Genomic DNA, 25,402 nt, shown 5'->3' on the forward strand with positions numbered 1-25,402 from the left:
GACAGAAGCAGCCGCACATCGTCCGCGGCTACTTCCACGGCCCGCACGTCCGCTACATCACCGAAATCCCGGAAATTTAGCGTTTCGGATCAATATCTCACGTCGCAAATCAGTAAAAATACGAACGGGTGAGACAGTGCCAGATGACGGCGAACGAAGGGGTCACTCAGCCCCCCACGATGCCAAAACAGCCAGATCGGAGTCGCCGCAGGTCAGACTTGCCGCCGGCACTCCCGACGCGAGCCGACACAGGCATACCCCTGCCCATATGACACGGTTCTGTGCGACAGGGAGAAATTCATTAACCATACGCTCCGTCAAATATGCTCCGCCGCTTGGCAGTTTCGGGACCGCTGGAGCAGGCGGACAAGGTCTCATGCCTGCAGGACGACCATGCCCAGTGAAATACCTCGCCCACTGATAGAGACCTGAGCGCACCGTGGACAATCGATGGCGAGCTCCGACGGGTGTTCCGTCCACGGTTCGGAAGGTGAGGCCCCGCGCCGGGCCGGGCAGTGCGGGGCAACCTCACCAGCACCCCGCCAACGAAGCTCACCCCCGTAGCCGGCAGTGGCAGGAAAGCTCCCCAGCGCAGTAGGTCAGCGGCCCTTTCCAAGGGGTGAGGAGCAGCACCACCATGAGACTCTGTGCTTGGCCTCTGCGGCCGCGGATCGGCGGCGGGCGCTCGGCCTCCGCCCGGGCCCGCCGGCGGGCGGCGGCCCGACGGCAGGACTCGCACAGTTCGCCGTCGCCCCAGGCGCGCTCGCGTTCCGCCCCCGCTCGTCCGTGAACGGGGGCGAGCAGCGGGTGCTGGAAGTTGGCCGTCAGCGGCCCGGTCTCCTCGGCGGGGGCTTCTACGGGTTCCCGAAAGCGGGGCCCGGTGATCAGTTCAGGTCGAAGTCGTCGGGGTCGTACTCGAAGTCGTCGGGGCTGAAGCCGCCGTAGGCGCCGCCGTTGAAGTAGTCGGCGAGGGCCTGGCCGATCACCTCCCGCACCTCTGCCTCGTTCTCGGCGCGGGCCAGGGCCGCGGCCTGCTCGCCGCTGAGGATGAGGTGGACGTCGCGGGCCCGGACCGCGTCCGAGCCGCGGATCTCGAACGTGTGGGCCCGCCCGCCCCGGACGCTGACGCCGGAGTACGCGCCGAGCTTCTGGAGCTGCTTGGCCTTGCGCTCCCGGCCGCGCCCGGTGGTCTGCACGTCGAGCGCCTCACGCTGGAGCCGCTCGGCGGCCGGGGCCGTGGTGGTGATGCAGCTGAAGGGTCAGGGTGCCGCCGAGCCCTGCTGGTCGGCCGCCTGAGCCTCGGCGAACGTGGCGTACTCGGTGGAGCGGTCGACCAGGGTCAGGTCCATGTCCCCGGCCGTGAAGCGGCTGGTGAAGTAGCTGCCCGTGACGCTGCGCGGCGCGCGCCCGGTGACGGACAGCTGACACGAGCCGGTGTGTCGGGGGCTGCGGGCCTGGTGCTCGGTGCGCGGGGTGTTCTCGTACAGGAACCGGATCTCCGCGATTCCCGAGCCGTCCGTCTTCACGATCGTCGCGTTGTTCGAGCGCGACATGCTCTCCGCTGTGCGCAGCGTCGCGTGCAGCGTCCAGTAGGTCTGCTCGACGGTGAGGTAGGTGGTGATGGGGCCGCGGTTGCCGCCGGCGGGGATGTGGCTGGCGGCGGCGGGGGTGAGGACCGAGCGCCAGGTGCCGCCGACCCACGGGTGGCCGGTGATGCGGTGGATGCCCCACCAGCGCCAGGCCCACTTGTCGAAGACCAGGACGCCGTAGCCGATCAGCGAGGGCAGGTAGGCGAACAGGTACTTCACGTTCTGCGTGGGCGCGATGCCCAGCAGCGGCAGGGCGATGGTGTAGGCGGTGGTGAGCAGGGAGGAGGTCGTGCGGACGGTGGTCGCGGGGCTCACTCGCCGTACCCGAGGTAGACCCAGGCCTGCCCGATGAGCTCACGGGCCGTGTCCACCGTCCACTTCTGCTGCGGACCGAACAGCTTCTTGATCTCGTTCGGCTCCATCATCGCCTCCGATCGGCTTCCGAGCTGGGCGTAGACCTCGGCCAGCGACAGGCGGACCGCGTCGTCGAAGGAGCCGTTCTTGAGGACGCAGTCGGGCACGTTGTAGATCAGGCACTCGCAGAAGTACGAGGGGACCGCCTCGATGAGCTTCTGCCGGCACAGCTCGTTCTCCACCGACTTGAGCACCCGTACCGCGAACTTGTAGCGGTTCCTCGTGTTCGAGTTCTTCGTGCGGCCGTTCGTCAGCTGCAGCTCGGGCCAGTTGACGATCCGCTTGCCGTCCTGGCCGTACACCACGCTTCCGCTGTGGAAACTGGTGCCAGCGCCGTTGGTGAGGAGCCGGTATTCGAAGCACGGAACCACATCGACGTTCGGCCGACTGCCCGGCACCTGGGGCACGTAGAAGGCGACGTTGTGGTCGTCGTCCACTCCGGATCGCCCGCTGAGCGTGGGCCGACGCGCGGCCCGCGCTCAGGCCCGGGCCGCCTGCAGCGCCGGGCTGCAGACCGTCCCCACCCACCCGGACGTGTGCGGCGGCCTCGCCGCCTGCGAATCGGTCGGGGAGCGGAACCGGCGAGCGCGCTCCACGTGTCCCATCAACCGGTGGTCACATGACGGACGATCACGCACCGCGCCTCGCTGTGGGGGGAGCCCCGCTTCCCTCCGCGAGGTGAAGCCGAGGGCACCATGAAGGAGATCCGATGATCGGTGGCATGCTGTTCCTTCTGAGCTGTGGGCTGACCTTCATCGTGGCGGTGGTCATGGCGGTGCGCGGGACCCGGAAGGCCGTGGGGGCCACGCGGGTGGGCACGGGGATCAAGGGGTTGGCGGAGCAGCCGGGTTGGCGTCTGCACCCCCTGAAGTCGCCCCGCTGGGAGGGCCACCTGGCCCACTTCCCCTGGCTGACCGCCCAGACCCGCCCGAGCGAGACGGCGAGCGGGCCGCTCACGCTGACCGGGCCGCTCACGGGTAAGGAGGCGACGGTCTCGATCCTGATCAAGCAGCTGGACGGCGACGTCGACATCTGGCTGGCCGTCTGCACCAAGCTGGCGCAGCCGCTCTCGCGGGCCACGCTGGAACGCGACTGGAGCAGCGCGGCACAGCACATCCGGTGGCCGCAGGGCCTGGTCTACGGGCCGCGCGGCGAGGACACCGCCGCTCTGGAGGAGGCACTGCTGCACGGTGGACTGGAGGAGCGGCTGCTGGCCGTCGGGGCGCCGGCGGTGTCCTTCCTCGACAGCGAGGTGTGCCTGCTGTGGCACCCGATCCCCGACGGCCGGGCGCTGGGGGCGCTGACCGCGGCGGTGGCGGATCTGCTGCCCGACCTGGTGCGCGCGGCCGCCCACCAGGATGGCCCGGCCGACGGGCCTACCGGCGACGGCCCGGCCCAGGCCCCGCAGGCCTGAGCCGGCCGGCCGCCGCCCAGCGGTCTCAGCGCGTGGTGCCTCAGCGCTTGGTGCCGTCCACGATGACGGGCGTGCCGTTGGCACCGCAGGGGCTGGCGTAGACAGGGTTCTTCTCGGCCGCGGCCTTGAAGGCCTCGATGCACTGACTCAGTAGGATCTTGTCGGTGAGCGAGTTGGCGATCGCGGCGTTGGCGGCCGCGGTGCTCTCGGCCTCGATCTTGCGCTTCTCCGCCTCGGCCTTGGCCGTGCGCACGGCCGCCTCCGCCTGGGCGGTCGCCTGGTCCTGCGCGATCTTCTGATCGATGGCCTTCTGCAGGCCGTCGCTCGCGCAGGTTGACGCCGTCGACGAGGATCCCGCGCGGGGCCAGCCGGGCGGTGATCAGCTTGTCGATCTCGGAGCTGATCGCCTCCCGCTGCGAGCTGTAGCCCTCGACGCTGGGACCACTTCACCGTGAGGTCGGCGAACAGCACCCCGCCCTCGGAGGAGCGGAGTGGCGGGCGAAGACGTTGCGGACGACTGCCGCACGACTTCCCGCCGCACAGCACCGTCTACGGGTACTTCAAGGAGTGGGAGCGGGACGGCACCGCCGAACAGATCCACGACACGCTGCGTGATCAGCTCCGCAAGAAGAAGGGCCGCCGGATCCTGCCGACCGCGGCGATCATCGACGCGCAGTCCGTGAAGGCATCGGCGAACGCGCCGGCCGAGAGCCAGGGCTACGACGGTGGGAAACGGGTCAAGGGCCGCAAGCGCCACATCGCCACCGACACCCTCGGGCTGCTTCTCGTGCTGATCGTCACCGCCGCAGGCGTCCAGGACTGCGCCGGCGGCAAGCAGATCCTGGACGCCCTCGCCGCCCAGTGGCCCAGCGTTACCAAGTCCTGGGTCGACGCCGGATACAACAACGGCGTCGTCAAGCACGGCACCGCCCTCGGCATCGACGTCGAGGTCGTCTCCCGCGACAAGGAGCAGAAGGGCTTCGTGGTGCAGCCGATCCGCTGGCGCGTCGAGCAGACCTTCGGGATCATGTCCCGATACCGGCGGCTCCACCGCGACGACGAGGAACTGCCGGACCGGTCACGCTCGATGATCCAGTGGGCCATGATCAACTCCCTGACCACCCGCCTGACCGCCAGCCCCGACAAAGTCGGGCAATACCTCCGCCCGAAACCGCTTGCAGCAGCCTAAATCAGTATCGAACACCCTCTGAGCAAGCGTCGGGAGGCCGTCAGCTGCGGGTGACGGCCTATCGGCGTTGGGGGGCCGGTCAGCGCAGGTCGTTGACCTGGTCAAGCATCGTCACTGCCGGGCGGGCTCGGCATCGTTTCGTTGTTCCGGATACGTTGCTCTCTTCGAACACATCATCAGGGGGAGCTTTGACGGAGCCGTCGTTGGACCTGACCGGCCGGTTGGTCAGCGCCGTGATCGCCAGGGACGCCGCCACGGTGCGGGCCTGTTTGGAGCAGGGTGCGGCGCCGGACACCTTGGGCTCCGACGGCCTGCCGCTGCTGTGCACCGCTGTGGCCGGGTTCGATCACCTCACCGCCGAGGTCCTAGTCGATGGGGGCGCCGACCAAGACTGTGAACTTCCCGACGGCAGCACTCCCCTGCTGCGGGCGGTCGACACCGGCTCCCCCACGCTGGTCAATGTGGTCATCGGGGATGCCCCTCGACTCCGTGTGCCCGACGCCTTCCGGCAACAACTGCTCGACCTGGCCCGGCAGTGGTACGAGAGCGGCGTGCTCGAGGAACTGTGCCGCCGGACCGGAGCCGCCGGGCCTGCTGTCAAGTACCGGATCGACGACGCCCACGGCGACACAGTCGACGAGGTCTCTCTCGGTGGGCTCACCGTGCGGGACGGACACGGGGCCATCCTCCCACCTGGAGTGGCAGTTCGGTGCCCTGCCGCCCCTCGACGAAGTGATGGCACGCGCCCTCCCGCACAGGGAGGACGGGGACAGCAACTGGTTCGCCGCCGCCTACTACCTGGGCAAGCGCCGGGGTCCGCGCGTCTGGTCCGAGCTCACCGCACTGCGTCAGCATCCCGATCCCACGCACCGTCGCTTCCTGGCGTCGGTTCTGTGGCACCGGGCCTTCCTCGCGCCAGCCGACCGTGCATCGGACATCGCCCAGGATGTCGACTTCCTGGCAGCCTGGGCACAGGACGAACCCGACGGGCACGTGCTCGCCACCGTCCTGGACGTCTACAACGGCAGGGAACATCCGGGCCAGGAGGCCATCGGCCTCCGGTACACCAACCATCCGGACCCGCGCGTACGCCGCGAGGTGGCGTTCTGTCTGAGCCGGGAGCGGACCGCACGTAGTGAGGCGGCCACGTCCGCACTGCTCGGCATGGCTCTCGATCCCGAGCCTGAGGTCAGGGCCGCTGTGGCTCAGGTGTTCGCCCCGGGGTTCACTCTCGACAATCACCTCACTCCGGCGATCCGGGACGCCCTGCTCCTGCTGCTTCGCGACGACGCTCTCTGGGTACGGCGCCATGCCGCCGAGTCCCTCGCCCTCTCCGATGACCGGACCCTCCCCACTTTGGATGCCTTCCTTGTCCTCCTCGACGAGGAGGACAAGGACCTGCGTCTGGAGGCGGCCTTTCGCGCTCGCCCGCCGCGAAGATCCACGGGCCGAGCAGGCGTACGAGCGGGTCGGACCGCTCGATGCCTTCTCCGAGCATGACCACCGGTTGTTCGCTCTCTGGCGGTACCGCACACCCAACCAGCCCGATCAGGTCTGACAAGTCTCCGCCGCGCTGGTACGCCGAGCGCGGCTACGACGGGCCAGCGGTCTTACTTGGACGAAGTGGCTGGGGCGGCGGTGCGAGCACCCGAGCGTCTCACCGAACTCGGGATGCGCTGGGAGTAGCTCGCACATCCCGCGAGGCTGGCCGCCGAAGTGCAACACGGCACCGCCCGGCCCGCCCAGGAGGGCAAAAGCCCAGTTCAGGGGTGCAACGCGGGGCCGCGTTGCACCCCTGTGTTGCAGGCTCGTAGTCAGTCGGCGGAGGTGGGCTCTGGTGCGGTCAGCGGCCCCGGCGCGGACCGTTGCTGAGGCAGGGGTAGGTTCTCGGATCGGGCCGGCGCGGTCCACGCCGCGAGCCATGCACGGAGTTCCTCCTTGGTGTAGCGGTGCGTCCCCGACTTGTCCTGCATGCCCTCGGGGAAGGGAATTCCGCGCCGGGTGGAGCGGGCGCGGTACGTCCTGGTGGTGCTGGCCTTCCAGGGCAGCAGGCCGTGCTCCCATGCTTGCTGGAGGGTGTACCTCTCGAGGCCGTCCGGCCAGCCCTGCTCACCTGGGGGTTCCGGAGCGGGCCGGACCGGCGGGACGACCGGACTCGGGCCACAGACGTGGGGACGCTCCTGAGCCAGCAGAGGCTGGAGCCCTGCCAGCACCCGGGCCAGCGACGCGCCCGGCGCCCCGGCTGCGGCAGCCTGTGCGGTCAGCTCCGCCACATGGGCGTCGGTCAGGCGCACTGCCGTAATCGCCTGGTTCCGGGCTTCGACGGCGTCGTTCAGCGCCTTGAGGTGAGATGTCCATTCCATATCCCTGCCCAACGACCCGGGGCCACCCGAGGTACGCCCTTGGCCAACCCGGCCACCAGGCCGGGAGCAGAAGGCGGCAGTCTCGTCATCTCGCCACCGGAGGCCGAAGCGACGCGGCGAGCGCGCCGCGCCCGGTGGCCGAGCGTGCCCACCAAGAAGCGCTTCAGGCCGTCTCTGCCCGTCTGTGCCGCCGCGTTAGAGGAATCGGCGGCGGGCAGGCCCGGCGGGGGCGGTCTGGCGGCCTTCCAGCGCCGCCCGCAAGCCCCGGCCCCCACCCCACCGCGAGCGGCCGGCACCAGCCGGACGCGAGAGAAGAAAAGGCCCGCCGCAGGCGCAGCAAACCCTCAACGCCACCGCCCCACCCAACCAGCCAACCACCGCCCACAAAGCCAAGGACAGGAAGGGGAAGGAGAGGGTTGTCGGGGTGGTGAGTTTCGCCTTGACGGCGACTCACCACGGCATCTGACCTGCTGTTTTACCCGGAATCCGGGCGCAGCGGCCGGGATGGGCGGCCACCGGTTGGTGCACTGGTTCTCACCACTGGTTGTCGCACCGGTTAGTGCACCCGTTGTCGGATCGTGACCGGATGGGCCGATCTTGGTAAGAAAAGTGGTGAGAGGCGCGGGCTTCCCTACGGGTGCTCGCCGCCACCGGGCGGCGGGCACCGACCTTTGAGGAGCCCGTGATGGCGACGCCGCCCGAGATCGACCACGCCGTGGTTGCCGCGCTGTACCAGTTCCGGATGGCCACGGACGAGCAGCTGCGCGTCCTGCACACCCCAGACAGCCGGCCGGAGCTGATGCGCCGACGCCTTCGCCGGCTCAAGGACGAGGGCCTGGTCGAGGACGTCGTACTCCCGCAGGCCGGCAGGCTGCGGGCCTGGTACCTGACCGAGCGGGGCGCGCGGATCGCCGCCCGCTTCCCGGAACTGGAGGGCGTGGCCTCCCCGCCGCTGCCCGAGGACAAGACCGAGGCGCGGCTGCGGGTCGGGCACATCCTGGCCGTCACCCGCACCCAGGCCGCCTTCGTCGCTAGCGCCAGGGCGGCCGGGGACGAGTGCCGGCCGCTGGACTTCCTGCCGGAGGTCTACCACCGCTACGGCGAAGGCCAAGGCGGTGCGGTCATCCCCGACGGGCTGCTGCACTACACCGCCGTCGCGGGCGGCCGGAGGCTGTGCCGGGCGTTCGTCGAGGTCGACCGCGGCACCATGGCCAGCGAGAAGCTCGCCTCCAAGCTGTTCGGCTACGCCCGCTTCCACGAGCACCACCCGGTGCCTGTGCACCTGCGGCGTACCGTCGCCGGGCAGAGCGTGCTGCCGGCCTGGCAGCAGCGCTACCCGGTCTTACCGCGCCTGCGGTTCGTCCTGGCCGACACCGGCGAGCAGGCCGCCCGGCATCGGATCCGCGACCTCCAGTCGATCACCGACACGAGCCCGATAGTGGCCCGGATGCTCAAGACCGTAAGGGCCGGCGCGGCACGCCTGGCCGACCTGGAGCAGCACGGCACCAGCGCCGCGGTGTGGCACACCCTCACCGACCCCCAGCGGCCGCTGTGCGGGGCCTGGGAGCTGTAGGGCGCAGCGGTCGGTCCGGGGCGGGTGGCAGACCCGCGCGATCGCGGGGGCTGAGGCTGGCTACAGCACGTCGGGCGTCCAGTGGATCTCGCCTGGATAGACGTGGGCGCCGGGTGACAGGACGCGGGTGCCGTAGTCGGCGTCCGGGGCGACGACCCAGCCGACGCCGGTGTAGGCGGTGGGGCTGGAGGTGCGGGGGACGCTGCACTGGGCAGTGTCGGTGGTCAGAGTCTGACTGGCTGGGATGGTCAGCATCTGGAGGTCCGCCACTCCCGGGCAGGTGCGGAAGTCGGAGGTTTGCGCGGTGTACTTGAGGCGGGCCTTGACCGTCGCCGGTCCGGTGCCTCGGTTGGTGATCTCCAGGGCGAAGGAGATCCGGTCGGCCTGGACTCGCGTGCACACCCGCCACTTGACGGAGCCCGGGCCGGAGTTGGGCGGGCTGCAGCGGCTGTCGGCCCCGAGGGAGTCCTTCTCCAGGCCGGGGGGTTCGGACGCGGCTGCGGGCCGCAGGCGACCGGTACCGGGGCTGTCGGGCACACCGCTCGCACTGGGACTGGCGGCCTGTGGGGAAGGCGGGGCACCGCCCCACGACGGCACATCGGCTGCCGGCAGGCCGGGCCGCTGCCCGTCGGAGCCGGTCCCCTCCGTACGGCTCAGCAGTACTACGGCAGTGATGGCGACGGCGACGACGACGATGCTGCAGAGGATCATCCAGGCGGGCCCTTTGATGTTCGCCCTGATGCCCCACAAGGGGGCGTGGAAGTCCGCGACGGCCTCACCGCCCATCCCGGTTCTACCCGAGTCCGAGGGGGCTTGTCGTTCCGACTGCTGCGTGCTCCCCGGTCCCTCGGCCGCCGTGGTCGCCGCCCTGGGGGGCTTCGGGGCGGATCCGGCGGTCGGCCGTTCCGTCAGACAGGTGTCCGCCTTCGTCCACACGGCTTCCAGCCGCTCGCGGTGGGCGGCGGGGTACTCGGCGGCGAGCCGCTCGATGGAGCCCAGGTAGCCAAGGAGGACATTGAGCTGCTCCCTCGACGGCAGGGTCTTCGCGTCGAGGACTCGCTCCCAGGTCGAAGCCGCCGGGACTTTCACGGCCTCGCTGGGTTTGTGGGCGGCGATGGACCTGGGCTTGATCCCTCTCAACTTCAACTCCCCCACGGCGCGGACCCAGTCCATGACGTCGTCCGGGATCGGCGACGGAATGCGTCGGCCCTCGCCTGTCCTACGGCCGGTCATCTTCCCCCTTCACGGCAAGCCCCGACCTGCCCCACACGCCCCACACCCCGGCGTGGACACCGTGTGGAGCGTGTGGGGAGGAGACAGGCGGCGCAAGCCTATCGGCAGCCCTTGCGGCGGTGACACCGTTTCGGTTGTCGGCGCTCGCCGGCATCCCACCCACACCCGCCCGGGCTGCTTCGCCACGTCCCGGCACGGGAGCACCCGAAGGAGGGCCCCCTATGCAGAAGCCCCGTCGCGTCCTGCTGGCAGCCGCCGCCGGCGCCCTGGCTCTGACCGGGACCATCGCCGCGGTTCAGGCCGACGCCGCCGACAAGGCCCCCACCCTCACGCACAACCAGGCCCTCGCGCGGCTGAAGGCCGCCAACGTCGACGTTTCGTCGACCGGCAACTGCAGCGACAAGAACCGCCGCAGCTGCACCAGCCTCGCCGGCATCCGCGCCGCCACGATCGACGGCGTCATCGGCCTGAAGCGAGCCAGCGGATGCGACATCACTGTCACCGGCGGCACCGAGGTCGGGCACAGCGAGACAGGCACGTACCGCCACAACAACGGCTACAAGGCCGACCTGAGCCTCACCCCCTGCGTCACCCACTACATCGAGCACCACGCCACACGCGGCACGGACCGCAATGACGGCGCGGCCCGGTGGACGGCCCCCGGCATCGTCTACGCCAAGGAGACGGCCAAGCACCACTGGGACATCACCTACACCGGCGCGGGCACGACCGGCTCGTCCGGCACTCCGTCCTCGGCCGCAGCGTGGCCGGTGCTGCGCGACGGAGCCCACGGGGACGCGGTCAACGCAGCCCAGAGCCTCCTGAACGCCTCCGGCGCGAGGCTCACGGTCGACGGCAAGTACGGCCCGGCCACCACTACCGCCGTCAAGGACTTCCAGACCACCCACCACCTGGAAGCCGACGGCACCACCGGACCCGACACCTGGAACCGGCTCGCTCCGGTGCTGCGCTCGGGCGCGCAGGGCGAGGCCGTGACGGCCGCACAGCGACTGCTGAACGCCTCCGGCGCGAGGCTCACGGTCGACGGCAAGTACGGCCCGGCCACCACTACCGCCGTCAAGGACTTCCAGACCAAGCACCATCTGGAAGCCGACGGCACCACCGGACCCGACACCTGGAAGGCGCTTCTGGGCTGACGCCTCTTCGGACGGTGGGCGCCTGCGTACAGCACGCCACGGACCGGCGCCTGTTCGGGGCGCCCACCGTCCCCCGGCTCCTCCTCACTTCCCCCGGCCGCGCACCCGCCGCCGACGGCCGGCGTTCCGCTCTTCGCCCACCACAAGGAGTTCCTCATGCAGATCACCAAGCGGGCCACCGCCTGGGCAGCGGCCGCCGCCGTCGTCCTGGGCACGGTCGGTCTCATCACCCGCGCCGAAGCCGCCGCGCCCTCCGCCTACGCCGTCAAGGGCCTGGACAGCAGCCACTACAGCCACAACGACGGCCACAACACGGGCCGCGGGCCGGCGATCGACTGGCCGCAGGTCGTGCGCTCCGGCCAGAAGTTCGCCTTCCTGAAGGCGACCGAGGGCAACGACTGGACCGACAAGTGGTTCGCCCGGGACATGGACGGCGCCGCCAAGGCCGGCATCCTGCGCGCGCCCTACCACTTCTACGGCCACACCTCCGGCGCTTCCCAGGCCGAACACTTCCTCAAGGCCGTCCGCGCGGCGGGCTACACCGGCCACGGCAAGGGCGAGCTCCCCCCGGCCATCGACCTGGAGACCAGGGGCGGCAAGTGCCCGGCCAACCTCAGCACCAATGAGGTCAAGGCCTTCCTGTCCACGGTGCAGCGCGAACTCGACGTCAAGCCGATCGTCTACACCTCCGCGCCGTTCGTGAAGGACTGCCTGGGCGGCGACGCCTCCGCCCTGGCCGGGCACGTGCTGTGGCAGCCCCGCTACGGCAGCGGCAGCCGCGAGCCGGCCCCGATCCCCGGCGCCGGGCAGTGGACCATCTGGCAGTACGCCGAGCACGGCCACGTCCCGGGCGTCCCCCACGACGGCGACGTCAACGTCTTCCGCGGCACCGAGGCCCAGCTGCGCGCCCTCGCCGCCGGCGGAACCACCACCCCCGCCCCCGGAACCTCGGCACCCTCCGGGCGGTCCTGGCCCCTGCTGAACAACGGCGACCAGGGCGCGGACGTGCGCACGCTCCAACTGCTGCTCACCGCCGCGGACGCAAAGCTCACCGTCGACGGGCACTACGGCCCCGCGACCACCACCGCCGTCAAGAACTTCCAGACCACCCACCACCTGGAAGCCGACGGCATCACCGGCCCCGACACCTGGAGCCAGCTCGTCCCGGTCCTGCGCTCCGGCGACAACGGCAACGCGGTGCGGGCGATGCAGGAGCAGCTGAACGCCGCGGGCGCGAAGGTCACCGTGGATGGGCAGTACGGCCCCGCGACCACCACCGCCGTCAAGAACTTCCAGACCACCCACCACCTGGAAGCCGACGGCATCACCGGCCCCGACACCTGGAGCCAGCTGCTGTCCGCCCGCCGCGGCTGACCCCGGGCCTGTCCGGGCCCCTCCACCGCCCCGGGTTCCGCTGGACGATCCGCGGAACCCGGGGCCAAGCCCCGATCTCGCGCCGCGCACCAGCCCGCGCCGACCAAAGGAGTGTCACCATGCCCCGCGACACGAACCACGAACAGCACACCGAAGCAAAACTCCAGAAGGTCCTCGGGATCCTCATCGGAGCCGCCGCCACCGCCTTGATGGCTGTCCTGCTGACCGCAAACGCCCAACGCACCGCACGCTCAGCCCTACTGCAACCACCACCACCGCCGGCAACCGTCACCGTCCCCGCCGAGCAGCCCGACAACGCAGCCACGTCCGAAGAGGACGCCGAAGGCTGGTCCAAAGCCGGGGACCAGCCCGCTCAGCCCGCTCACAGCCCGAGCCGTAAGCAGTCCACGGCCCCTAACCCCACACCCGCACCCAAGATCACCGCACCAACGGGCACCGTCATCCCCTCAAGGCCTGCAGCAACAGCCCCATCGGCGACAACACCGTCGCCCTCTGTCTGCGCCTACAGCACGGACAGCACCACCATCCTGACCCGCGGCAACACCGGTCCCGCCGTCCGCCAGGCCCAATGCCTCCTCAACACCGCCCTCGGCCATCACCTCGCCCTAGACGCGGACTTCGGAACCGCCACCGACCAAGCCGTCCGCCAGCTCCAGACCTGCGCCCGCATCAGCGTCGACGGCAAGATCGGCCCCGCCACCTGGCAGGCCCTCACCACCCCTCCCCCCACCTGCCGCACCTCCTAGTGCTGCTCCGCAGAAGTTCGTGGAGGGGTGATCACGGCCATGTGTGCATGGCAGGCTGCTCTGCATGGTGATCAGTGATTCGTCGCAGGCCGGCGATGAGGTGTTGGTAGTGAGCCCTGATCTGACGGATGCTGAGCTCAACGAGTTGTTCAGTGCGTCGTGGCCAGCTCACAAGCCGACCTCCTTCGCGCCGATGCTGTCCCGGAGTCTGACCTGGATCGCGGCGCGTCGAGGAGGCCGGCTGGTCGGATTCGTCAACGTCGTCGGCGACGGCGGTGCGCACGCCTTCGTTCTGGATACGACCGTGCACCCGGACGAGCGTCGGCAGGGGCTCGGGATGCGGCTGGTGAGGGCGGCTGCCGACGAGGCGAAGGCACGCGGTGCCGAGTGGCTGCATGTCGACTACGAGCCGCACCTGGAGTCCTTCTACGGTCAGTGCGGATTCCGGCCGACCGCCGCCGGGCTCATGCAGCTTTGAGCGGGTTGCCTTCGTAGGTCCACCGGTAGGGCCTGGCGGTCTCGTTGTGCCCGATGACGTAGGCATCCAGCTTCTCGATCAGGTCGTCGCGGCTGGCGAAGTCGCCGTGCCGCACGACCCGGCGGGTGAGGGCGGAGAAGAACAGCTCGACCTGATTGAGCCAGGATGCGTGCGGCGGGGTCCAGCGGACGTGCCAGCGCGGGTGCGCGGCCAGCCAGGCCCTGGTGTGTTTGGCGGTGTGTGAGGAACCGTTGTCGAGCACGACGTGGATCTCCTTGCCGGGGGCGATCGCCCGGTCGAGCTGATCCAGGAAGGCGGTGAAGGTCACCGCGTTGTTGCGGGCGATCACTTCGGTGAGCACCTCGCCGCTGCGCACGTCGAGGGCGGCGACCAGGGAGGCGGTGCCGTGGCGCCGGTACTCGAACTCCTGCCGGGCGGGTGCGCCTGGACTCGCTGGCCGCCCAGGATGGCGACGCGAACGGGCGGCGATCGCGGTCTTCTCGTCGATCGAGAGCACCACCGTCCCCTCGGGCGGGTCGAGGTAGAGGGCGCACACGGCGGCGGCGCGCTGCCAGAAGTCGGGAGTGTCCCGACGGGTGAGCCAGCCGCGGACCTTGTGCGGCTTCAGGTCCAGATCCGCCAGGATCCGGCCGACCTGGGAGGCGGAGACCGGCGCGAAGCCCGTGCCGGCCACCCGCGCTGCGATGGTCCGGTGCGACCAGGTCACCTCCGGATGTGGCGGCGCGCTCGTCGCGGTGGCCACGATCGCCACGCGCACCTCGGGCCCGTACGCCTTCGGCCGCCCCGACCGTTCGGCGTCCCGCAGCCCTTCCAGTCCTTGGGCAGTAAACCGCCCCCGCCACTTGCGCACCGTGTTCACGCTGACCTCCAGCTCCCGGGCGATCGCACCGTTGGCCAGCCCGTCCGCCGCCGCGAGCACAATCTGGGCCCGCAACACCGCCCGCACCTGGGACTTCGCCGCAGCCACCGTCCGCACCAACCGCTCACGGGCGGCCGCCTCCAGCACCACCGGAACCGCCGTTCCCACCCGGTCCCCACCGCACATGACCGACGATCATGGCGGGCCGACACCGCACCCGGCACGATGGGCCCGTGCCGAAGAACCCCCCCGGAATCGATGCAGCACCACCTGCGCCAGCGCCTGAACCGCCACGCCCGCGAACGCTGGCCCCACGTGGACGCCGTCACGGTCCGCCACCGCTCCGGATTGGCCTACGCGGCAGCCGAACTGCCCGGTGAGGAGCCACTTCCACTGTGTCGCCTGCGCTTCACCGGCGTGCTGCACACCTGGGGCTTCGCCCTTTACCTGGCCAGCAGCAACAGCTACTTGACAGCGTGATGTCGGTCAGCCTTCCAGGGTATGGCTGGTGTCGGCGAAGCAGCCGTTCGCCAGGCTTGTAGCAGCCATCCCTGCCATCGAACTCGCCCGGAGCCGCGGCCGTCCTTCCAGCGGAGGACTCGATGCCCCTCGCGGGGGTGACCATCAGACACTGCTTCAGGCTGATCCCCGGCGCCCGCCGGGCAAGGAAGATCGGCCCATGCGATTCAAGACGCTTCATCCATCCCCGACGGTCGGTGACACCGCGCAGTCGGTCCCTAAGTGGGCTATCCGCTCCGCCCAGGTCATACCCCTGGCTGTTTTGCCATCGTGCCTCTGGCGCCTGCCGTTCGCATTCGACTACGAGATGGGCCAGGTCTACGCAGTTCACAAGACGTGGCACTGGTGGGTGATCCTCTACGTCTTCGGGCTCAGCCTTCTCTCCGAGGGGCTCGCCTACCTCTCCTTCGGCCTGGTGGCCGGATGGGGCGAAGTGGCTCCTTCCTGGATCCCGATCATCGGCGGCCGACGTATTCCACCGCTCGCAGCGATCGTCCCGGCCACCTTGGGCGGTCTGGCGCTTATCGCGCTGTGGGACCCACTGCCGCTCGCCTTTCTCCACATCGGCGGGGTCCCCCTCGTCGAGTACTCCAACGGCTGGTGGAAGGCCCTCGCGGCAGCGGCCACTCTCCCGCTGACTCTGTGGGGCCCTCTTCTCCTGGCTCTGACGTACGCGTACTACAAGCGCCGTCGTGGAGAGTGACGTGTGGTCAACTTGATTGGGTGGAGTTGGTGCCGTTCGCCTGACAATCGGCAGATCTTGTCGGTAGCCCTGTACTGTGAGGTATGCGCAGGGCGGCGGTTTGACCGACGCCGAGAGGGCCGCGCGGGACGGGATCCGGCTTCAGGACCTGCAGACCGGCATCACGAATTCAAGTTCAGTACCGGGACAACATCCTGCCCAGCGGACTGCCCGCTGGCTCCTCGGAGGAAGGTCTCGACTGCGCAGGCGACATCTACCTCAGCGGACCGGCCAACTGATCAACACCCCTCCACGAACTTCTGCGGAGCAGCACTAGACCCAGTTCGCCCAGCCGAAGGTGAAGAGATAGGCGCGGCGACCTGCGTCCAGCCCTCGGATGCCCCGAAGGAACATGACCCCCAGAGCAACAAGGAACAAGGCGGCAAAGGATCCACCAACGAGGGCTCCGGTGATGGGCCCCGCGAACAGACCCACTACCGCACTTGCCACGATGACGATTCCAAGGCCGAAGTGCGCGGCAGGCAGATCGGCGCTGATCACTTCGCGCAGAGCCTTGCGCTCCGCCTGCATATCAGAGGCATAACGCTCTCGGGCCGCCTCAGGATCAGCGGCGGTCCCCTCAGGCCACGGTTCCATCCGTCATCCCCCGATTCTGTTCGAACGGAGCCTAACGCCTGGGTCGCTCCTCTTGCCGCGATCAGTTGAGACAGTCCATGGCGCGATCGAACTCGACCGGGCGAACCACCAGATGCCGGCAGGAACGAGGGTGGGTCGGGCATCAAGGTGCCCGACCCACCATCACCAATGCTTTGGACCTGGGACGTTATCGAGCCGTGACCAGGTCACCAAGGTATCCAATCCATATCTTGGTGACCCGAAGTCGCACCCTGGGAGGACCATCAAGGTGGGCAGTCGAGCACCCGGGAGACCGCCAAGGAACGGGTACAAGCCCGCTCAGCGGGACTGATCCTGGAGCGCGACCCACGACGTCAGCGGCACAGAAGCGATCAAGCTGATGGACGAACCGACCGCAGCCTCCCACAACGGAAAGCTGTACACGATGTACCGCCGCCCAGCCTGACCGCCGGCTACCAAATTGGGTTGCTGAGAGTCAGTGATCCACGCCCCACGTCGGCGTAGTCGGCGATAGCGAAGGTGAGGGGCTTCTCGCCGGGGCCGGTTGTGGCCAAGCTCTCCAGGTCTGGTGTCATCGGTGGTCAGTCCTCCACGTTCGTACCGAGGGCCGCGGCAATGTCGTGCGTCTGCTGGGCCCGGGCGGCCCGGGTGAGGCTGTCGCGGACGGTTGGCACCGTGCCGGGCGACGCCGCCAGGTGCGCGCGCAGGACACTCTCGGCGAGGAACCGGATTCCCGCGAAGACCTGGCGGTCGGCGGCGAGCAGGAACTCGGCCTGCTCCGCGCCTTGGCCCGGTCCGGCCGGGCAGGCCCGCACCGCCGGACGCGCGCCGACCAGCAACAGGTCCAGGGCGCCGGGGATGCCTCCAGCGCCGCGTCGCCGATCCCGGCTTCGCTCAGGCCGGCCGCGTCCGCAGTTGCGGCGATCACCGCCGCGATCATCAGCACCACCCGCTTGTGCTGCTCGGTGTCGGCCGGGGCATGGCCCTGGACCAGGCCGTCGGCGGCGGCCAGGCAGAACTCCCACGTGGTGCGCGGCACGGCCGCCGAACTCTCGCTCATCCGGGCACGCTACCGCCCGGTGTCCGTCCCGGGGGCCGGATCGCACCGATCATCGGGCAGGACCGGCAGTGGCCACGCAGGGTCCGGCGACCAGGTGGTCCACGGCTGTGCGAACGGACCGACCCGTTCCTGGAGGAGGCCGAGGGCCTTCTCGCGGGCCTGCTCGACCAGGCCGTGGAGGTCGTCGCCGACCAGGCCCAGGCGTCGGCCTTGCGCATACTCGTCCTCGTCCTTCCACGACCAGGCCGAGAGGTCGGGCTCCACCACCAGGTCGATGAACAGGTCGAAGGTGTCGATCCCGGCCGGGCGGCGGGTGTGGGGCAGCTCGAAGTTCACGTACCAGCGGATCGGCTCACCTGTGGCGGCGTGCTGGAACCGGTGCACCGAGAAGTGCTCCCCGGCCAGGAACTCGCTGCGCAGCGCGGTGCCGGTCCACGTGTACGGGGCGACGGTTCAGGTGCCGGCGGCCAGGTGCTCCAGGCCGCTCTCGCGGACCGCGGTGTCGCCGGTGGCGAGGGAGGTGATCCAGGTGGTCGGCGCGAGGGAGGTGATGCCGGGCCAGTACGCCAGGGTGAGGGTGTCCCCGGTGTCGGCGAGGACCCGCTGCGGCATCGCGGTCCACACCCGGCCGAGGTGAACGTCGCGGCGCACCGCGGTGGTACCGGGCTGGAACAGGTTGGTGTAGGTCACGGGGGCAGCCTTCCCGTGTTCGGGGCCGGGAAGTCCGCTCGAGGTGTGACGGCCGGTCAGGGCTTGGGGAAGCCGTAGCGGCCGGCGGCCCACGGGTTCGGCGGCTGCGGGGTGTCCAGTCGCTTGCGCAGTTCCTGGACGGCTTGCGCGAGTTCCTCGCGGTCGGTGGCGTTGACCGTGCCGTCGAGGAAGGCCCAGACGTCGGCGAAGGTGCCGTCGTCGAGGATGCGGCCCGCGCACAGTTGGACGCGCAGGTACGGGGCGAAGGCGTCGATCCCGATCCACCAGCGGTCCGCGTCACGGACCAGGCGCAGCTGGGAGGGCAGGTGTCCGCGGAGCACGGGGGTCTGGTCCTGCCAGCCGCACACGTCGTTGATCCAGTCGGCCACCGGCTCCGGCCCGTAGGCGAGCCTATCGGCGCCGGTTGGACGCGCGGGGTGGAACTGCTCGATCACCGGGCCGGCTGGCCCCAGGTTCGGCAGACGGGTTCGTGCCAGGTCGTCCGGACGACCATCCCTCCAGGCGTCAGATGTTCGCTGGACCAGGTCCGGCAGCACCCGTTGCCCGGCCGCACAGGAGCCGGCGTCCTCACAGCGCGGACCGGGACCGCAGGAGCGGGCACGGTGGCGGTCGGGCGGCGGCGGCGCCTGGCCGAAGGTGTCGTCATGCCGCAGCTCTGCCCGCCCCGCGCCGGGGCCGAACCGGCCGCCACCCGTACGGAGCAGCACGAGGCCGTTCTAACCGGCCTCTGGCCTGCCCAGATACCTGATACTCACCTGTGGCCCGGCTGCCGGGGCGGGCAAACTCACCGGCCCCGGCAGCGAAACTCACCAGCCCTGGGAGGGGCAACTCACCGGCTGGCGGGGAAACTCACCGCCGCAGGTCAGCGGGGGTGGCCTAACTCCCCGGCGCAGGTCAGCGCCCTGCGCCGGGGTGAGGCCGAGTCAGGGCCGGCGCCACCAGGAGCGGTGGCGCTTCGCCTCGGCGGCCGCGGCTTCGGCGGCCGCCTGCTCGCGCTCGGCCTCCTGGCGGGCCTTCTGGTCGGCGTTGGCCTGGCGGCAGCTTGCGCACAGCCCGTCGTCGTTCCAGCCCCGTTCCTTCTCGGCCCACCGCTCGTCCGTGAACTTCGCCGAGCAGCGGCAGCAGGCCGGGCGCCGCTGTTCCCGTTCGGCCGCGACCCGTTCCTGGCGGGCCTGCTCAACGGCGGCCCGCTCGGCTTCGAGCAGCCGGTCGCCGTCCGGGTTGTCGAGCGCGGCGTCGAGGGTGTGCCAGCTGGGGCGGCCGAAGCGGCGCCAGATCGCAGCGTCGGCCCCGCAGGCGCGCAGCAGCGGAAGGGTGGTCGCCACCACCGGCAGCGCGCGGTGATGGTCGCGGGCGGTGACGCCGTCCTCCCGGTACGGCGGCGCGTACCAGGCCTGCTCGGAGGCGGCCTCCACCGCTTGGGCGCGGCGCAGCAGCCGCTGGTGGTCGGTCTTCGCCTTCTCCTTCTTCTCCTGTGGGGTGAGCGGGGCGGTGCCGGGGCGGCGGGTGCGCTTGCGGCCGGCCTCGAAGATCAGGGCTACCCGGCGGCAGGCCCTCGCGGCCGGTCGCCGGGTAGAGGGTGGGCCACAGCCGCAGTTCGTGGGTGCGTTCTCGCCTGCGGGCGAGCGACTTCGCGAACGCGGCCTTCGTGGCACCCTTCGCCGGGAGCTCGCACCAGGTGCGGTAGGTGGTGAGCTTGTCCACCAGCGTGCCGGTGCTCTCGTTCTCCCGGTCGACCTCCACCAGGAGCAGCGGCACCTGTGTGCCGGCATCGCGCAGCACCAGGTCGGCGAAGAGGGAGCGGCGGCCGGGCAGCGCGTGCTCGACCTCGGTGGAGAACGCGCCCAGGTGCCCGATGCCGCCCTTGGCGAGGAGGCCGGCGGTCGCGGCGACGTCCAGGGCGTGCTCGGAGAACACCGCCGCCGATCCCTCCCGCTCCGGGCGCAGCGCCGACAGCTTGGCCCCGGCCGGAAGCAGCGCGGCGGCTTCGCGGCGGCCGGCCGCGGTCAGGCACCACAGCTTGCGCCCGTCCGGCAGCCCCAGCTCCTGGCGCACCCTCCCCGCCTCCCGGAGGTCCAGCAGCGCGTCCCGCACCGCCCGGTCGTTCGCCTGCCCCGCGCACGCGAGCATCCAGATCTCCCGAGCGGTGCAGCGCTGAAACAGAGCCAGTGCCACCAAGAGCCCAGCTCGCACCGACGACGTCGAACCCCTCTTCCAGCGCACCACGGCAGCGGGCAGAAGAGGGTTGTCGCCACGCCGCGCAGCCCTTGTCCGGGGCCGCTGGCCTGCCGGAACGCGGGAAGCGGCGGGGCGGGCCGTGGAGGTGCGGGCGGAGGTGCCCGTGGGGGTGGCCGCGGGCGGGTTGTCCCGGCCGGGCGAGGCCTCGCCCGGGAGCTCCGGCCGGCGGTGATCGGCGGCCAGGTCGCCGTGTGAGCACAGCCAGTCGAGCAGTCGCCGGTAACCGTCGGGTGTGGTGGGGAACGACTCGGTGGCCAGGTGCCGGCCGATGGAGTCGATGGCGGCGGCCTGGTGGAAGTCGGTGTGGGTATCGACGCCGTCGACGACCGCTATGTGGTCTGCCATGCTGGACGTGGTCCTTCCGTACGACATGCGAGGGACGGCACGCGCCGGTCGGGCGGCAGGACAAGACTGTGATGGGACCTTTGGCCGGGCTCCTATGAAGTCACAGGCGCCCGACCGGCTGCGTGTATGACGGCACCGCTCGGACGGTCGACGATTCAACCCAAGGACAGCCGAGACGTCAGTCAGGCGGAGGGTCAGACCTCCAAGCGATGCCGTCCACATCCTCACAGTCAGGCGAGCAGCCGTCCCGCGCCCTCCACCCTCGGATCCGGGGCCAGCCGCAGCCGGGTGGGCGGGGCCGGCGGTGGGGGGCGGGCGGCGGCGAGGTGGTGGAAGATGACGGCGGCCGGGCCGCCCACTGTCCGAGGAATCCCGGATGGGTGACATTGATCGATCGCTCGTGCGAGATCCCCCGCGGAGTGCCCCGATACTGCTGCCATGACTCATACGCCCCACCCGGTAGTCCGACACGCACCCTTCCCGTTCCCGGACGAGCGGTTCCCGCGCGATCTCGGCGCTGTGGTGCAACGGACTGTCGCGGAGGGACGCATGCCAGCCCTCGTCGTCATCCACGACGACGAGGGCGACTGGCTGATCGGGGACGGCGTGAACGATCCGAACCTCCCCGATGCCAGTGGCGTGTACTGCATCGCCTGCATGACGGAGGACGATCCCTCTATCTCTGAGACAGCCAGCCTGCAACCGGGCTTCGCTGCCTACCGAAACGGGCCCGGGCTGCCCTGGACCATCGAGCCGTTCGACTACGGAGACGGCGAAGGTTAGACGTCAACTGTTGTCCGTCGCCCCCGGCTGGACGGCCGGTGGCTGGGCTCCCTGGAGCTTCACCGATCGCGCTCCCCGGTACTGCCGCGTCCGCGACAGCCGGATGGAGCCGCTGCTGACTCTCGCCGGGGCGGAGCGGCACGCGGACCTCCACAGCTGGACCCCGTACGAGGACCGGGCCACCGATTCCGGGCGCACCGACTGCCCCGACCCGGCGAGACCGACCGTGATCATCATCGGCGATGGCTACAGCCAGCAGCTCTACGCCTGCCCGGCGTCGCCGGAACACCCGCACACCGCACTGCTCCGGTCGCCGACCGGGGTGCCGCGCAGATCCGCACGCCGATTCACCCGATCGGCACAGGCGCGCAGCCGTGGACGGCCGAACCGGTACGTCCACAACCCGCTGCCCGCCGTGCGCGATCGAGCCGAAACTGATGTGCTGGGCGCGGGAATGCCTTCTGCGGGGGGATGCGATAGCAGTACCTGGTCGTGCCAGTGCTTGGGAGAGATCCGGATGAGTTCCTATCGAGTCGCACAAGTCCCGGCCGCCGGCGGTCGCTTCGAGATCGTCGAGCGTGACGTACCCCAGCCGGGCCCGGGCCACGTACGGGTGGCGGTGGAGGCGTGCGGGATCTGCCACAGCGACACCGCCTTCGTGGATGCCCTCCTGCCGGGCGTTCGGTTCCCGCTGGTGCCGGGCCACGAGATCGCGGGGCGCATCGAGGCGGTGGGCGAGAGCGTCCACTCCGGTTGGCAGGTGGGCGACCGGGTCGCGGTCGGCTGGTTCGGCGGCAGCTGCGGCCACTGCCGGCGCTGTCGACAGGGCGACTTCATCGTCTGCGAGACCCTGAAGGTGCCCGGCTGGGCCTACGACGGGGGGTACGCCGACGCGGTGATCGCACCGGTGGACGCCCTGGCCCGGATTCCCGACGGGCTGTCGTCGGCCGAGGCGGCCCCGCTGGGCTGCGCGGGCGTCACGACGTTCAACGGGCTGCGGCGCAGCTCCGCCAAGCCGGGCGATCTGGTCGCGGTGCTGGGTATCGGCGGTCTCGGCCACCTGGCGGTGCAGTACGCGGTCGCCATGGGCTTCGAGACCGTGGCCATCGCCCGCGGGGCCGCCAAGGCGGACTTCGCCAAGGAGCTCGGCGCGCACCACTACGTCGACAGTACGGCGGGCGCCGGCGTCGGGGAGGCGCTGCAGTCGCTCGGCGGAGCACAGGTGGTCCTGGGGACGGCGGCGAATTCCGAGGCCATCACGGCGACCGTGGACGGTCTGGCCAGCCGGGGCGAGCTGGTGGTGATCGGCGCGGACGCCGCACCACTGGGCATCAGCCCGAACCAGCTGCTCATGAGCGGCAAGATCATCCGCGGCCACCCCTCGGGCACCGCGCAGGACGTGCAGGACACCATGGAGTTCAGCCTGCTCCACGGCATCCGCCCGATGGTCGAGACGGTACCGCTCGACGGGATCACCGCGGCCTACGACCGGATGCTCGCCGGCGCCGCCCGCTTCCGGATGGTCGTCACCACCGGCTGACCGGCGCGCCACGGCCCCACCGGGCGAACCCGGTGGGGCCGTGGCACGCGTCATGCGGCCCCGCCGGTCAGCGCTCTTCCTCCGGGCGGTCCGCCTCCTCCCAGCGGGTGTGGAACGCCCCGTCGCGGTCGACCCGCCGGTAGGTGTGCGCGCCGAAGAAGTCCCGCTGCCCCTGGATCAGGGCGGCCGGCAGCCGCTCCGCCCGCAGGCTGTCGTAGTACGCGAGCGCGGTCGCGAAACCCGGTGCCGGCACGCCCAGCTGCGCCGCCGTCGAGACCACCCGCCGCCAGGCCGCCTGCGCGGACCCGAGCGCCTCCCTGAAGTGGGCGTCGGTCAGCAGGGTGGGCAGCGCCCGGTCCTCGTCGTACGCGGCCTTGATCCGATTGAGGAACCGGGCCCTGATGATGCACCCGCCGCGCCAGATGGCGGCCATCGCGCCGGGGTCGATCTGCCAGGAGTACTCGGCGCTGCCCGCCTGGATCTGGTTGAAACCCTGGGCGTACGCGACCATCTTGGAGGCGTACAGGGCCTGCTCGACGTCCTCGGCGAAGCGGTCGGAGGCGGCGCTGTCGAGCCAGGTCTCGGTCGGTCCCGGCAGGCCGCGGCCCGCCTCGCGCAGAGGCACGCTGCCGGACAGCGAGCGGGCGAAGACCGCCTCCGCGATGCCGCCGACGGGGACACCGAGCTCCAGCGCGGTCTGGACCGTCCAGCGTCCGGTGCCCTTCTGCTCGGCCCGGTCCAGCACGACGTCGACGAAGGGCCGCCCGGTCTCCGGGTCGGTGTGGGCGAGGATGTCCGCGGTGATCTCGATCAGGTAGGACTCCAGCCGCCCTCCGTTCCAGGTGCGGAACACCTCGGCGATCTGGGCCGGCTGCATGCCCGCGGCGTGGCGCAGCAGGTCGTACGCCTCGGCGATCAGCTGCATGTCCGCGTACTCGATGCCGTTGTGGACCATCTTGACGAAGTGGCCGGCACCGTCCGGTCCGACGTGCGTGCAGCAGGGTCTGCCGTCGACCTGGGCCGCGATGTCCTCCAGCAGCGGCCCCAGCAACCGGTACGCCTCCGCCGTGCCGCCCGGCATGATGCTGGGCCCCTCCAGCGCGCCCTGCTCACCGCCGGAGATGCCGCTGCCGACGAAGTGCAGCCCGCGCTCGCGCAGGGCGGACTCCCGCCGTCGGGTGTCGAGGAAATGGGCGTTCCCGCCGTCCACCAGCACGTCGCCCTCGTCGAGCAGCGGGACGAGCTCGTCGATGACCGTGTCGGTCGGATCACCCGCCTTGACCATGATGACGATCATGCGTGGGCGTTCGATCGCCGCGACGAAAGCCTCCGGCGACTCGGCCGCGACGAACTCGCCTTCGTGGCCGAACTCCTCCAGCAGGGCGTTGGTCCTGGCCTGTGTGCGGTTGTGCACGGCGACGCGGTAGCCGTGGCGGGCGAAGTTCCTGGCCAGGTTGCGGCCCATCACGGCCAGTCCGGTGACGCCGATCCGGGCCTTCGGCTGCTCGGTCATGAGGCTCTCCTACTCGGCGGACAGCGAGAGGACCTCGTCCTCGGGGACCTCCAGGTACGTCTCCCCCTCGACCTCGATCGCCGAGCCGGAGAACGTGGCGAAGACGATCCGGTCGCCGACCTTGACGTCCACCGGGTGCGGCTTGCCGCTCTCCAGGGGCCGGCCGGGTCCCACCGCCACCACCTCGCCCGTACGGGTGTCGGCGTCCGCGGCGGGTTCCCCGATCGGCCTGACGACCAGGCGATCGTGCTCCGGGTGGAAGTCGGGCATGGGGTGCTCCTCTGAACTGGGCGTTACGGGTGCAAGCAGTGGGACCGGCGGAACCGGGCGACGGAGGCGCGGACGAACCAGTCCACATTCGATTCTGCCGGGGTTCCCGGATCCTGCACGGTATGACCACAGGCCTTCGGCCTCCTGGAGTCGGGGCCACCCGGCTGCCCGACGCCTCGCCCGCCGAAGTGCGGCTCCGCAGGATCGCGTGGTGGCGCGCCCGGCCCGCCGACGCCCCGTCGAGCAGATGCTCGTCCGGTGGGCCGCCCAGGCACAGGCCGAGCTGAGCACCCGCCCCATTCCGTTGCGGATCCTGCTCGCGGTGTAGGCAACGGCGGCGCTCCACCGCAGCGCACATCACCGGGTAGCCACCTCGCCGCCCCCGGTGCGGCGAGCCCTGCGCCGGCCCGCCACGGACGCAGCCCGGCCGACACCGGTGGCCGGGCCGCGGGGACACATACACGTACCGATCGACGACCGACTCCAGGGCCCGGACGCCGGCCGGCACGTCGCGCGGTCCGAGAGAGGAAGCAGAAGTGTCGATCACCACGTCCCGGGGGCGTGGGGGGGGGGGGGGGGGGGGGGGGGGGGGGGGGGGGGGGGGGGGGGGGGGGGGGGGGGGGGCTGTGCCCCCTCCTTTTTTTTCGTCGATG

At 70.7% G+C, this 25,402-nt stretch carries 30 protein-coding genes and 1 pseudogene; 12 read left to right on the forward strand and 19 right to left on the reverse strand.

The window, feature by feature from the left end:
* Nucleotides 1-884: 884 nt before the first annotated feature.
* The 3 genes from ACZ6NC_RS27905 to ACZ6NC_RS27915 all read right to left on the reverse strand — a co-directional run bounded on the left by ACZ6NC_RS27905 (nt 885) and on the right by ACZ6NC_RS27915 (nt 2,440).
* Nucleotides 885-1,196 carry a hypothetical protein gene (locus ACZ6NC_RS27905; RefSeq protein WP_465736518.1) on the reverse strand — a complete coding sequence of 104 codons (312 nt, stop codon included), beginning with the start codon at nt 1,194-1,196 and terminating at the stop codon, nt 885-887.
* Nucleotides 1,197-1,259: 63 nt separating this feature from the next.
* Nucleotides 1,260-1,904, reverse strand: coding sequence for a Cap15 family cyclic dinucleotide receptor domain-containing protein (locus ACZ6NC_RS27910; protein ID WP_465736519.1), 645 nt, complete (start codon nt 1,902-1,904; stop codon nt 1,260-1,262).
* Complete coding sequence (locus ACZ6NC_RS27915) at nt 1,901-2,440, reverse strand: nucleotidyltransferase-like protein (protein ID WP_465736520.1); 540 nt, start codon at nt 2,438-2,440, stop codon at nt 1,901-1,903. The genes ACZ6NC_RS27910 and ACZ6NC_RS27915 overlap by 4 nt, the downstream gene beginning before the upstream one ends.
* A gap of 284 nt (nt 2,441-2,724) precedes the next feature.
* Here ACZ6NC_RS27915 and ACZ6NC_RS27920 point away from each other — a divergent pair, with 284 nt between their 5' ends.
* Nucleotides 2,725-3,417 (forward strand): hypothetical protein, encoded by a 693-nt coding sequence (locus tag ACZ6NC_RS27920; RefSeq protein WP_465736521.1) that lies wholly within the window; start codon nt 2,725-2,727, stop codon nt 3,415-3,417.
* A 40-nt stretch (nt 3,418-3,457) separates the two neighbouring features.
* Here ACZ6NC_RS27920 and ACZ6NC_RS27925 read toward each other — a convergent pair whose 3' ends face one another.
* Nucleotides 3,458-3,670, reverse strand: coding sequence for a hypothetical protein (locus tag ACZ6NC_RS27925; RefSeq protein WP_465736522.1), 213 nt, complete (start codon nt 3,668-3,670; stop codon nt 3,458-3,460).
* A gap of 198 nt (nt 3,671-3,868) precedes the next feature.
* On the opposite strand from ACZ6NC_RS27925, the gene ACZ6NC_RS27930 reads away from it, so the two are divergent.
* Nucleotides 3,869-4,606, forward strand: a complete 738-nt coding sequence (locus ACZ6NC_RS27930; RefSeq protein ID WP_465736523.1) for an IS5 family transposase — start codon at nt 3,869-3,871, stop codon at nt 4,604-4,606.
* Between the two features lie 79 nt (nt 4,607-4,685).
* On the opposite strand, the gene ACZ6NC_RS27935 is transcribed toward ACZ6NC_RS27930, so the two are convergent.
* Both ACZ6NC_RS27935 and ACZ6NC_RS27940 read right to left on the reverse strand, forming a co-directional pair.
* The gene (locus ACZ6NC_RS27935; protein WP_465736524.1) at nt 4,686-4,901 is read right to left on the reverse strand and encodes a hypothetical protein; all 216 of its coding nucleotides are present in this window, start codon (nt 4,899-4,901) and stop codon (nt 4,686-4,688) included.
* A gap of 70 nt (nt 4,902-4,971) precedes the next feature.
* A complete protein-coding gene (locus ACZ6NC_RS27940) occupies nt 4,972-5,283 on the reverse strand; it encodes a hypothetical protein (RefSeq protein WP_465736525.1) in 312 nt (103 codons plus the stop codon).
* A 58-nt stretch (nt 5,284-5,341) separates the two neighbouring features.
* Here ACZ6NC_RS27940 and ACZ6NC_RS27945 point away from each other — a divergent pair, with 58 nt between their 5' ends.
* On the forward strand, nt 5,342-6,106 hold the full coding sequence (locus ACZ6NC_RS27945; RefSeq protein ID WP_465736526.1) for a HEAT repeat domain-containing protein: 765 nt from the start codon (nt 5,342-5,344) through the stop codon (nt 6,104-6,106).
* A gap of 314 nt (nt 6,107-6,420) precedes the next feature.
* Here the strand turns inward: ACZ6NC_RS27945 and ACZ6NC_RS27950 are convergent, their stop codons facing one another.
* Nucleotides 6,421-6,969: a hypothetical protein gene (locus ACZ6NC_RS27950; RefSeq protein ID WP_465736527.1), complete on the reverse strand. Its 549-nt coding sequence runs from the start codon at nt 6,967-6,969 to the stop codon at nt 6,421-6,423.
* 685 nt (nt 6,970-7,654) lie between these two features.
* Between ACZ6NC_RS27950 and ACZ6NC_RS27955 the strand changes: the two genes are divergently transcribed.
* Nucleotides 7,655-8,542, forward strand: coding sequence for a replication-relaxation family protein (locus ACZ6NC_RS27955; protein WP_465736528.1), 888 nt, complete (start codon nt 7,655-7,657; stop codon nt 8,540-8,542).
* Between the two features lie 60 nt (nt 8,543-8,602).
* Here the strand turns inward: ACZ6NC_RS27955 and ACZ6NC_RS27960 are convergent, their stop codons facing one another.
* Nucleotides 8,603-9,775, reverse strand: coding sequence for a hypothetical protein (locus ACZ6NC_RS27960; protein WP_465736529.1), 1,173 nt, complete (start codon nt 9,773-9,775; stop codon nt 8,603-8,605).
* A gap of 221 nt (nt 9,776-9,996) precedes the next feature.
* On the opposite strand from ACZ6NC_RS27960, the gene ACZ6NC_RS27965 reads away from it, so the two are divergent.
* The 4 genes from ACZ6NC_RS27965 (at nt 9,997) to ACZ6NC_RS27980 (ending at nt 13,551) form a co-directional block, all read left to right on the forward strand.
* Entirely contained in the window at nt 9,997-10,932 is a 936-nt protein-coding gene (locus ACZ6NC_RS27965; RefSeq protein ID WP_465736530.1) for a peptidoglycan-binding domain-containing protein, read from the forward strand.
* 156 nt (nt 10,933-11,088) lie between these two features.
* Nucleotides 11,089-12,306, forward strand: coding sequence for a GH25 family lysozyme (locus tag ACZ6NC_RS27970; protein ID WP_465736531.1), 1,218 nt, complete (start codon nt 11,089-11,091; stop codon nt 12,304-12,306).
* A gap of 119 nt (nt 12,307-12,425) precedes the next feature.
* Nucleotides 12,426-13,073: a peptidoglycan-binding protein gene (locus ACZ6NC_RS27975; protein ID WP_465736532.1), complete on the forward strand. Its 648-nt coding sequence runs from the start codon at nt 12,426-12,428 to the stop codon at nt 13,071-13,073.
* Between the two features lie 64 nt (nt 13,074-13,137).
* On the forward strand, nt 13,138-13,551 hold the full coding sequence (locus tag ACZ6NC_RS27980; RefSeq protein WP_465736533.1) for a GNAT family N-acetyltransferase: 414 nt from the start codon (nt 13,138-13,140) through the stop codon (nt 13,549-13,551).
* Here ACZ6NC_RS27980 and ACZ6NC_RS27985 read toward each other — a convergent pair.
* Nucleotides 13,538-14,617, reverse strand: a complete 1,080-nt coding sequence (locus ACZ6NC_RS27985; protein ID WP_465736534.1) for an IS630 family transposase — start codon at nt 14,615-14,617, stop codon at nt 13,538-13,540. The genes ACZ6NC_RS27980 and ACZ6NC_RS27985 overlap by 14 nt on opposite strands.
* A 72-nt stretch (nt 14,618-14,689) precedes the next feature.
* On the opposite strand from ACZ6NC_RS27985, the gene ACZ6NC_RS27990 reads away from it, so the two are divergent.
* On the forward strand, nt 14,690-14,911 hold the full coding sequence (locus ACZ6NC_RS27990; RefSeq protein ID WP_465736535.1) for a hypothetical protein: 222 nt from the start codon (nt 14,690-14,692) through the stop codon (nt 14,909-14,911).
* A 199-nt stretch (nt 14,912-15,110) separates the two neighbouring features.
* Nucleotides 15,111-15,653 carry a hypothetical protein gene (locus ACZ6NC_RS27995; protein ID WP_465736536.1) on the forward strand — a complete coding sequence of 181 codons (543 nt, stop codon included), beginning with the start codon at nt 15,111-15,113 and terminating at the stop codon, nt 15,651-15,653.
* A 312-nt stretch (nt 15,654-15,965) separates the two neighbouring features.
* Here ACZ6NC_RS27995 and ACZ6NC_RS28000 read toward each other — a convergent pair whose 3' ends face one another.
* The 8 genes and pseudogenes from ACZ6NC_RS28000 to ACZ6NC_RS28035 form a co-directional block, all read right to left on the reverse strand.
* On the reverse strand, nt 15,966-16,223 hold the full coding sequence (locus ACZ6NC_RS28000) for a hypothetical protein (protein WP_465736537.1): 258 nt from the start codon (nt 16,221-16,223) through the stop codon (nt 15,966-15,968).
* 647 nt (nt 16,224-16,870) lie between these two features.
* Nucleotides 16,871-17,128 carry a hypothetical protein gene (locus ACZ6NC_RS28005; RefSeq protein WP_465736538.1) on the reverse strand — a complete coding sequence of 86 codons (258 nt, stop codon included), beginning with the start codon at nt 17,126-17,128 and terminating at the stop codon, nt 16,871-16,873.
* A gap of 230 nt (nt 17,129-17,358) precedes the next feature.
* Nucleotides 17,359-17,769, reverse strand: a complete 411-nt coding sequence (locus ACZ6NC_RS28010) for a ribonuclease FAU-1 family protein (protein ID WP_465736603.1) — start codon at nt 17,767-17,769, stop codon at nt 17,359-17,361.
* Between the two features lie 33 nt (nt 17,770-17,802).
* Entirely contained in the window at nt 17,803-18,039 is a 237-nt protein-coding gene (locus ACZ6NC_RS28015; RefSeq protein ID WP_465736539.1) for a hypothetical protein, read from the reverse strand.
* 56 nt (nt 18,040-18,095) lie between these two features.
* Complete coding sequence (locus ACZ6NC_RS28020) at nt 18,096-18,767, reverse strand: hypothetical protein (protein ID WP_465736540.1); 672 nt, start codon at nt 18,765-18,767, stop codon at nt 18,096-18,098.
* Nucleotides 18,768-18,983: 216 nt separating this feature from the next.
* On the reverse strand, nt 18,984-19,715 hold the full coding sequence (locus tag ACZ6NC_RS28025; RefSeq protein WP_465736606.1) for a hypothetical protein: 732 nt from the start codon (nt 19,713-19,715) through the stop codon (nt 18,984-18,986).
* 28 nt (nt 19,716-19,743) lie between these two features.
* Nucleotides 19,744-20,865 (reverse strand): annotated as a pseudogene (locus tag ACZ6NC_RS28030) (replication-relaxation family protein); the annotation flags it as partial.
* Between the two features lie 8 nt (nt 20,866-20,873).
* Entirely contained in the window at nt 20,874-21,002 is a 129-nt protein-coding gene (locus ACZ6NC_RS28035; RefSeq protein WP_465736541.1) for a hypothetical protein, read from the reverse strand.
* Between the two features lie 190 nt (nt 21,003-21,192).
* Here ACZ6NC_RS28035 and ACZ6NC_RS28040 point away from each other — a divergent pair, with 190 nt between their 5' ends.
* Both ACZ6NC_RS28040 and ACZ6NC_RS28045 read left to right on the forward strand, forming a co-directional pair.
* Complete coding sequence (locus ACZ6NC_RS28040) at nt 21,193-21,426, forward strand: hypothetical protein (protein WP_465736542.1); 234 nt, start codon at nt 21,193-21,195, stop codon at nt 21,424-21,426.
* A 517-nt stretch (nt 21,427-21,943) separates the two neighbouring features.
* Complete coding sequence (locus ACZ6NC_RS28045) at nt 21,944-22,966, forward strand: alcohol dehydrogenase (RefSeq protein WP_465736543.1); 1,023 nt, start codon at nt 21,944-21,946, stop codon at nt 22,964-22,966.
* Between the two features lie 67 nt (nt 22,967-23,033).
* On the opposite strand, the gene gndA is transcribed toward ACZ6NC_RS28045, so the two are convergent.
* Together gndA and ACZ6NC_RS28055 are read right to left on the reverse strand one after the other, a co-directional pair.
* Nucleotides 23,034-24,479, reverse strand: coding sequence for an NADP-dependent phosphogluconate dehydrogenase (gene gndA / locus ACZ6NC_RS28050; protein ID WP_465736544.1), 1,446 nt, complete (start codon nt 24,477-24,479; stop codon nt 23,034-23,036).
* A gap of 9 nt (nt 24,480-24,488) precedes the next feature.
* Complete coding sequence (locus ACZ6NC_RS28055) at nt 24,489-24,749, reverse strand: co-chaperone GroES (RefSeq protein WP_095871571.1); 261 nt, start codon at nt 24,747-24,749, stop codon at nt 24,489-24,491.
* Nucleotides 24,750-25,402: the final 653 nt, after the last annotated feature.

This window comes from Kitasatospora sp. NPDC041988 (genome assembly GCF_055588525.1).

Excerpts from the sequence above, each read along its gene's own strand:
- ACZ6NC_RS27980 (WP_465736533.1), top strand. The coding sequence starts at position 13,138 with ATGGTGATCAGTGATTCGTCGCAGGCCGGCGATGAGGTGTTGGTAGTG.
- ACZ6NC_RS27955 (WP_465736528.1), top strand. The coding sequence starts at position 7,655 with ATGGCGACGCCGCCCGAGATCGACCACGCCGTGGTTGCCGCGCTGTAC.
- ACZ6NC_RS27985 (WP_465736534.1), bottom strand. The coding sequence starts at position 14,617 with ATGTGCGGTGGGGACCGGGTGGGAACGGCGGTTCCGGTGGTGCTGGAG.
- ACZ6NC_RS28040 (WP_465736542.1), top strand. The coding sequence starts at position 21,193 with ATGCCAGCCCTCGTCGTCATCCACGACGACGAGGGCGACTGGCTGATC.
- ACZ6NC_RS27945 (WP_465736526.1), top strand. The coding sequence starts at position 5,342 with ATGGCACGCGCCCTCCCGCACAGGGAGGACGGGGACAGCAACTGGTTC.
- ACZ6NC_RS28000 (WP_465736537.1), bottom strand. The coding sequence starts at position 16,223 with ATGCAGGCGGAGCGCAAGGCTCTGCGCGAAGTGATCAGCGCCGATCTG.
- ACZ6NC_RS27950 (WP_465736527.1), bottom strand. The coding sequence starts at position 6,969 with ATGGAATGGACATCTCACCTCAAGGCGCTGAACGACGCCGTCGAAGCC.
- ACZ6NC_RS27920 (WP_465736521.1), top strand. The coding sequence starts at position 2,725 with ATGCTGTTCCTTCTGAGCTGTGGGCTGACCTTCATCGTGGCGGTGGTC.
- gndA (WP_465736544.1), bottom strand. The coding sequence starts at position 24,479 with ATGACCGAGCAGCCGAAGGCCCGGATCGGCGTCACCGGACTGGCCGTG.
- ACZ6NC_RS28055 (WP_095871571.1), bottom strand. The coding sequence starts at position 24,749 with ATGCCCGACTTCCACCCGGAGCACGATCGCCTGGTCGTCAGGCCGATC.
- ACZ6NC_RS27965 (WP_465736530.1), top strand. The coding sequence starts at position 9,997 with ATGCAGAAGCCCCGTCGCGTCCTGCTGGCAGCCGCCGCCGGCGCCCTG.
- ACZ6NC_RS28045 (WP_465736543.1), top strand. The coding sequence starts at position 21,944 with ATGAGTTCCTATCGAGTCGCACAAGTCCCGGCCGCCGGCGGTCGCTTC.
- ACZ6NC_RS27990 (WP_465736535.1), top strand. The coding sequence starts at position 14,690 with ATGCAGCACCACCTGCGCCAGCGCCTGAACCGCCACGCCCGCGAACGC.
- ACZ6NC_RS27960 (WP_465736529.1), bottom strand. The coding sequence starts at position 9,775 with ATGACCGGCCGTAGGACAGGCGAGGGCCGACGCATTCCGTCGCCGATC.
- ACZ6NC_RS27975 (WP_465736532.1), top strand. The coding sequence starts at position 12,426 with ATGCCCCGCGACACGAACCACGAACAGCACACCGAAGCAAAACTCCAG.
- ACZ6NC_RS27995 (WP_465736536.1), top strand. The coding sequence starts at position 15,111 with ATGCGATTCAAGACGCTTCATCCATCCCCGACGGTCGGTGACACCGCG.
- ACZ6NC_RS27970 (WP_465736531.1), top strand. The coding sequence starts at position 11,089 with ATGCAGATCACCAAGCGGGCCACCGCCTGGGCAGCGGCCGCCGCCGTC.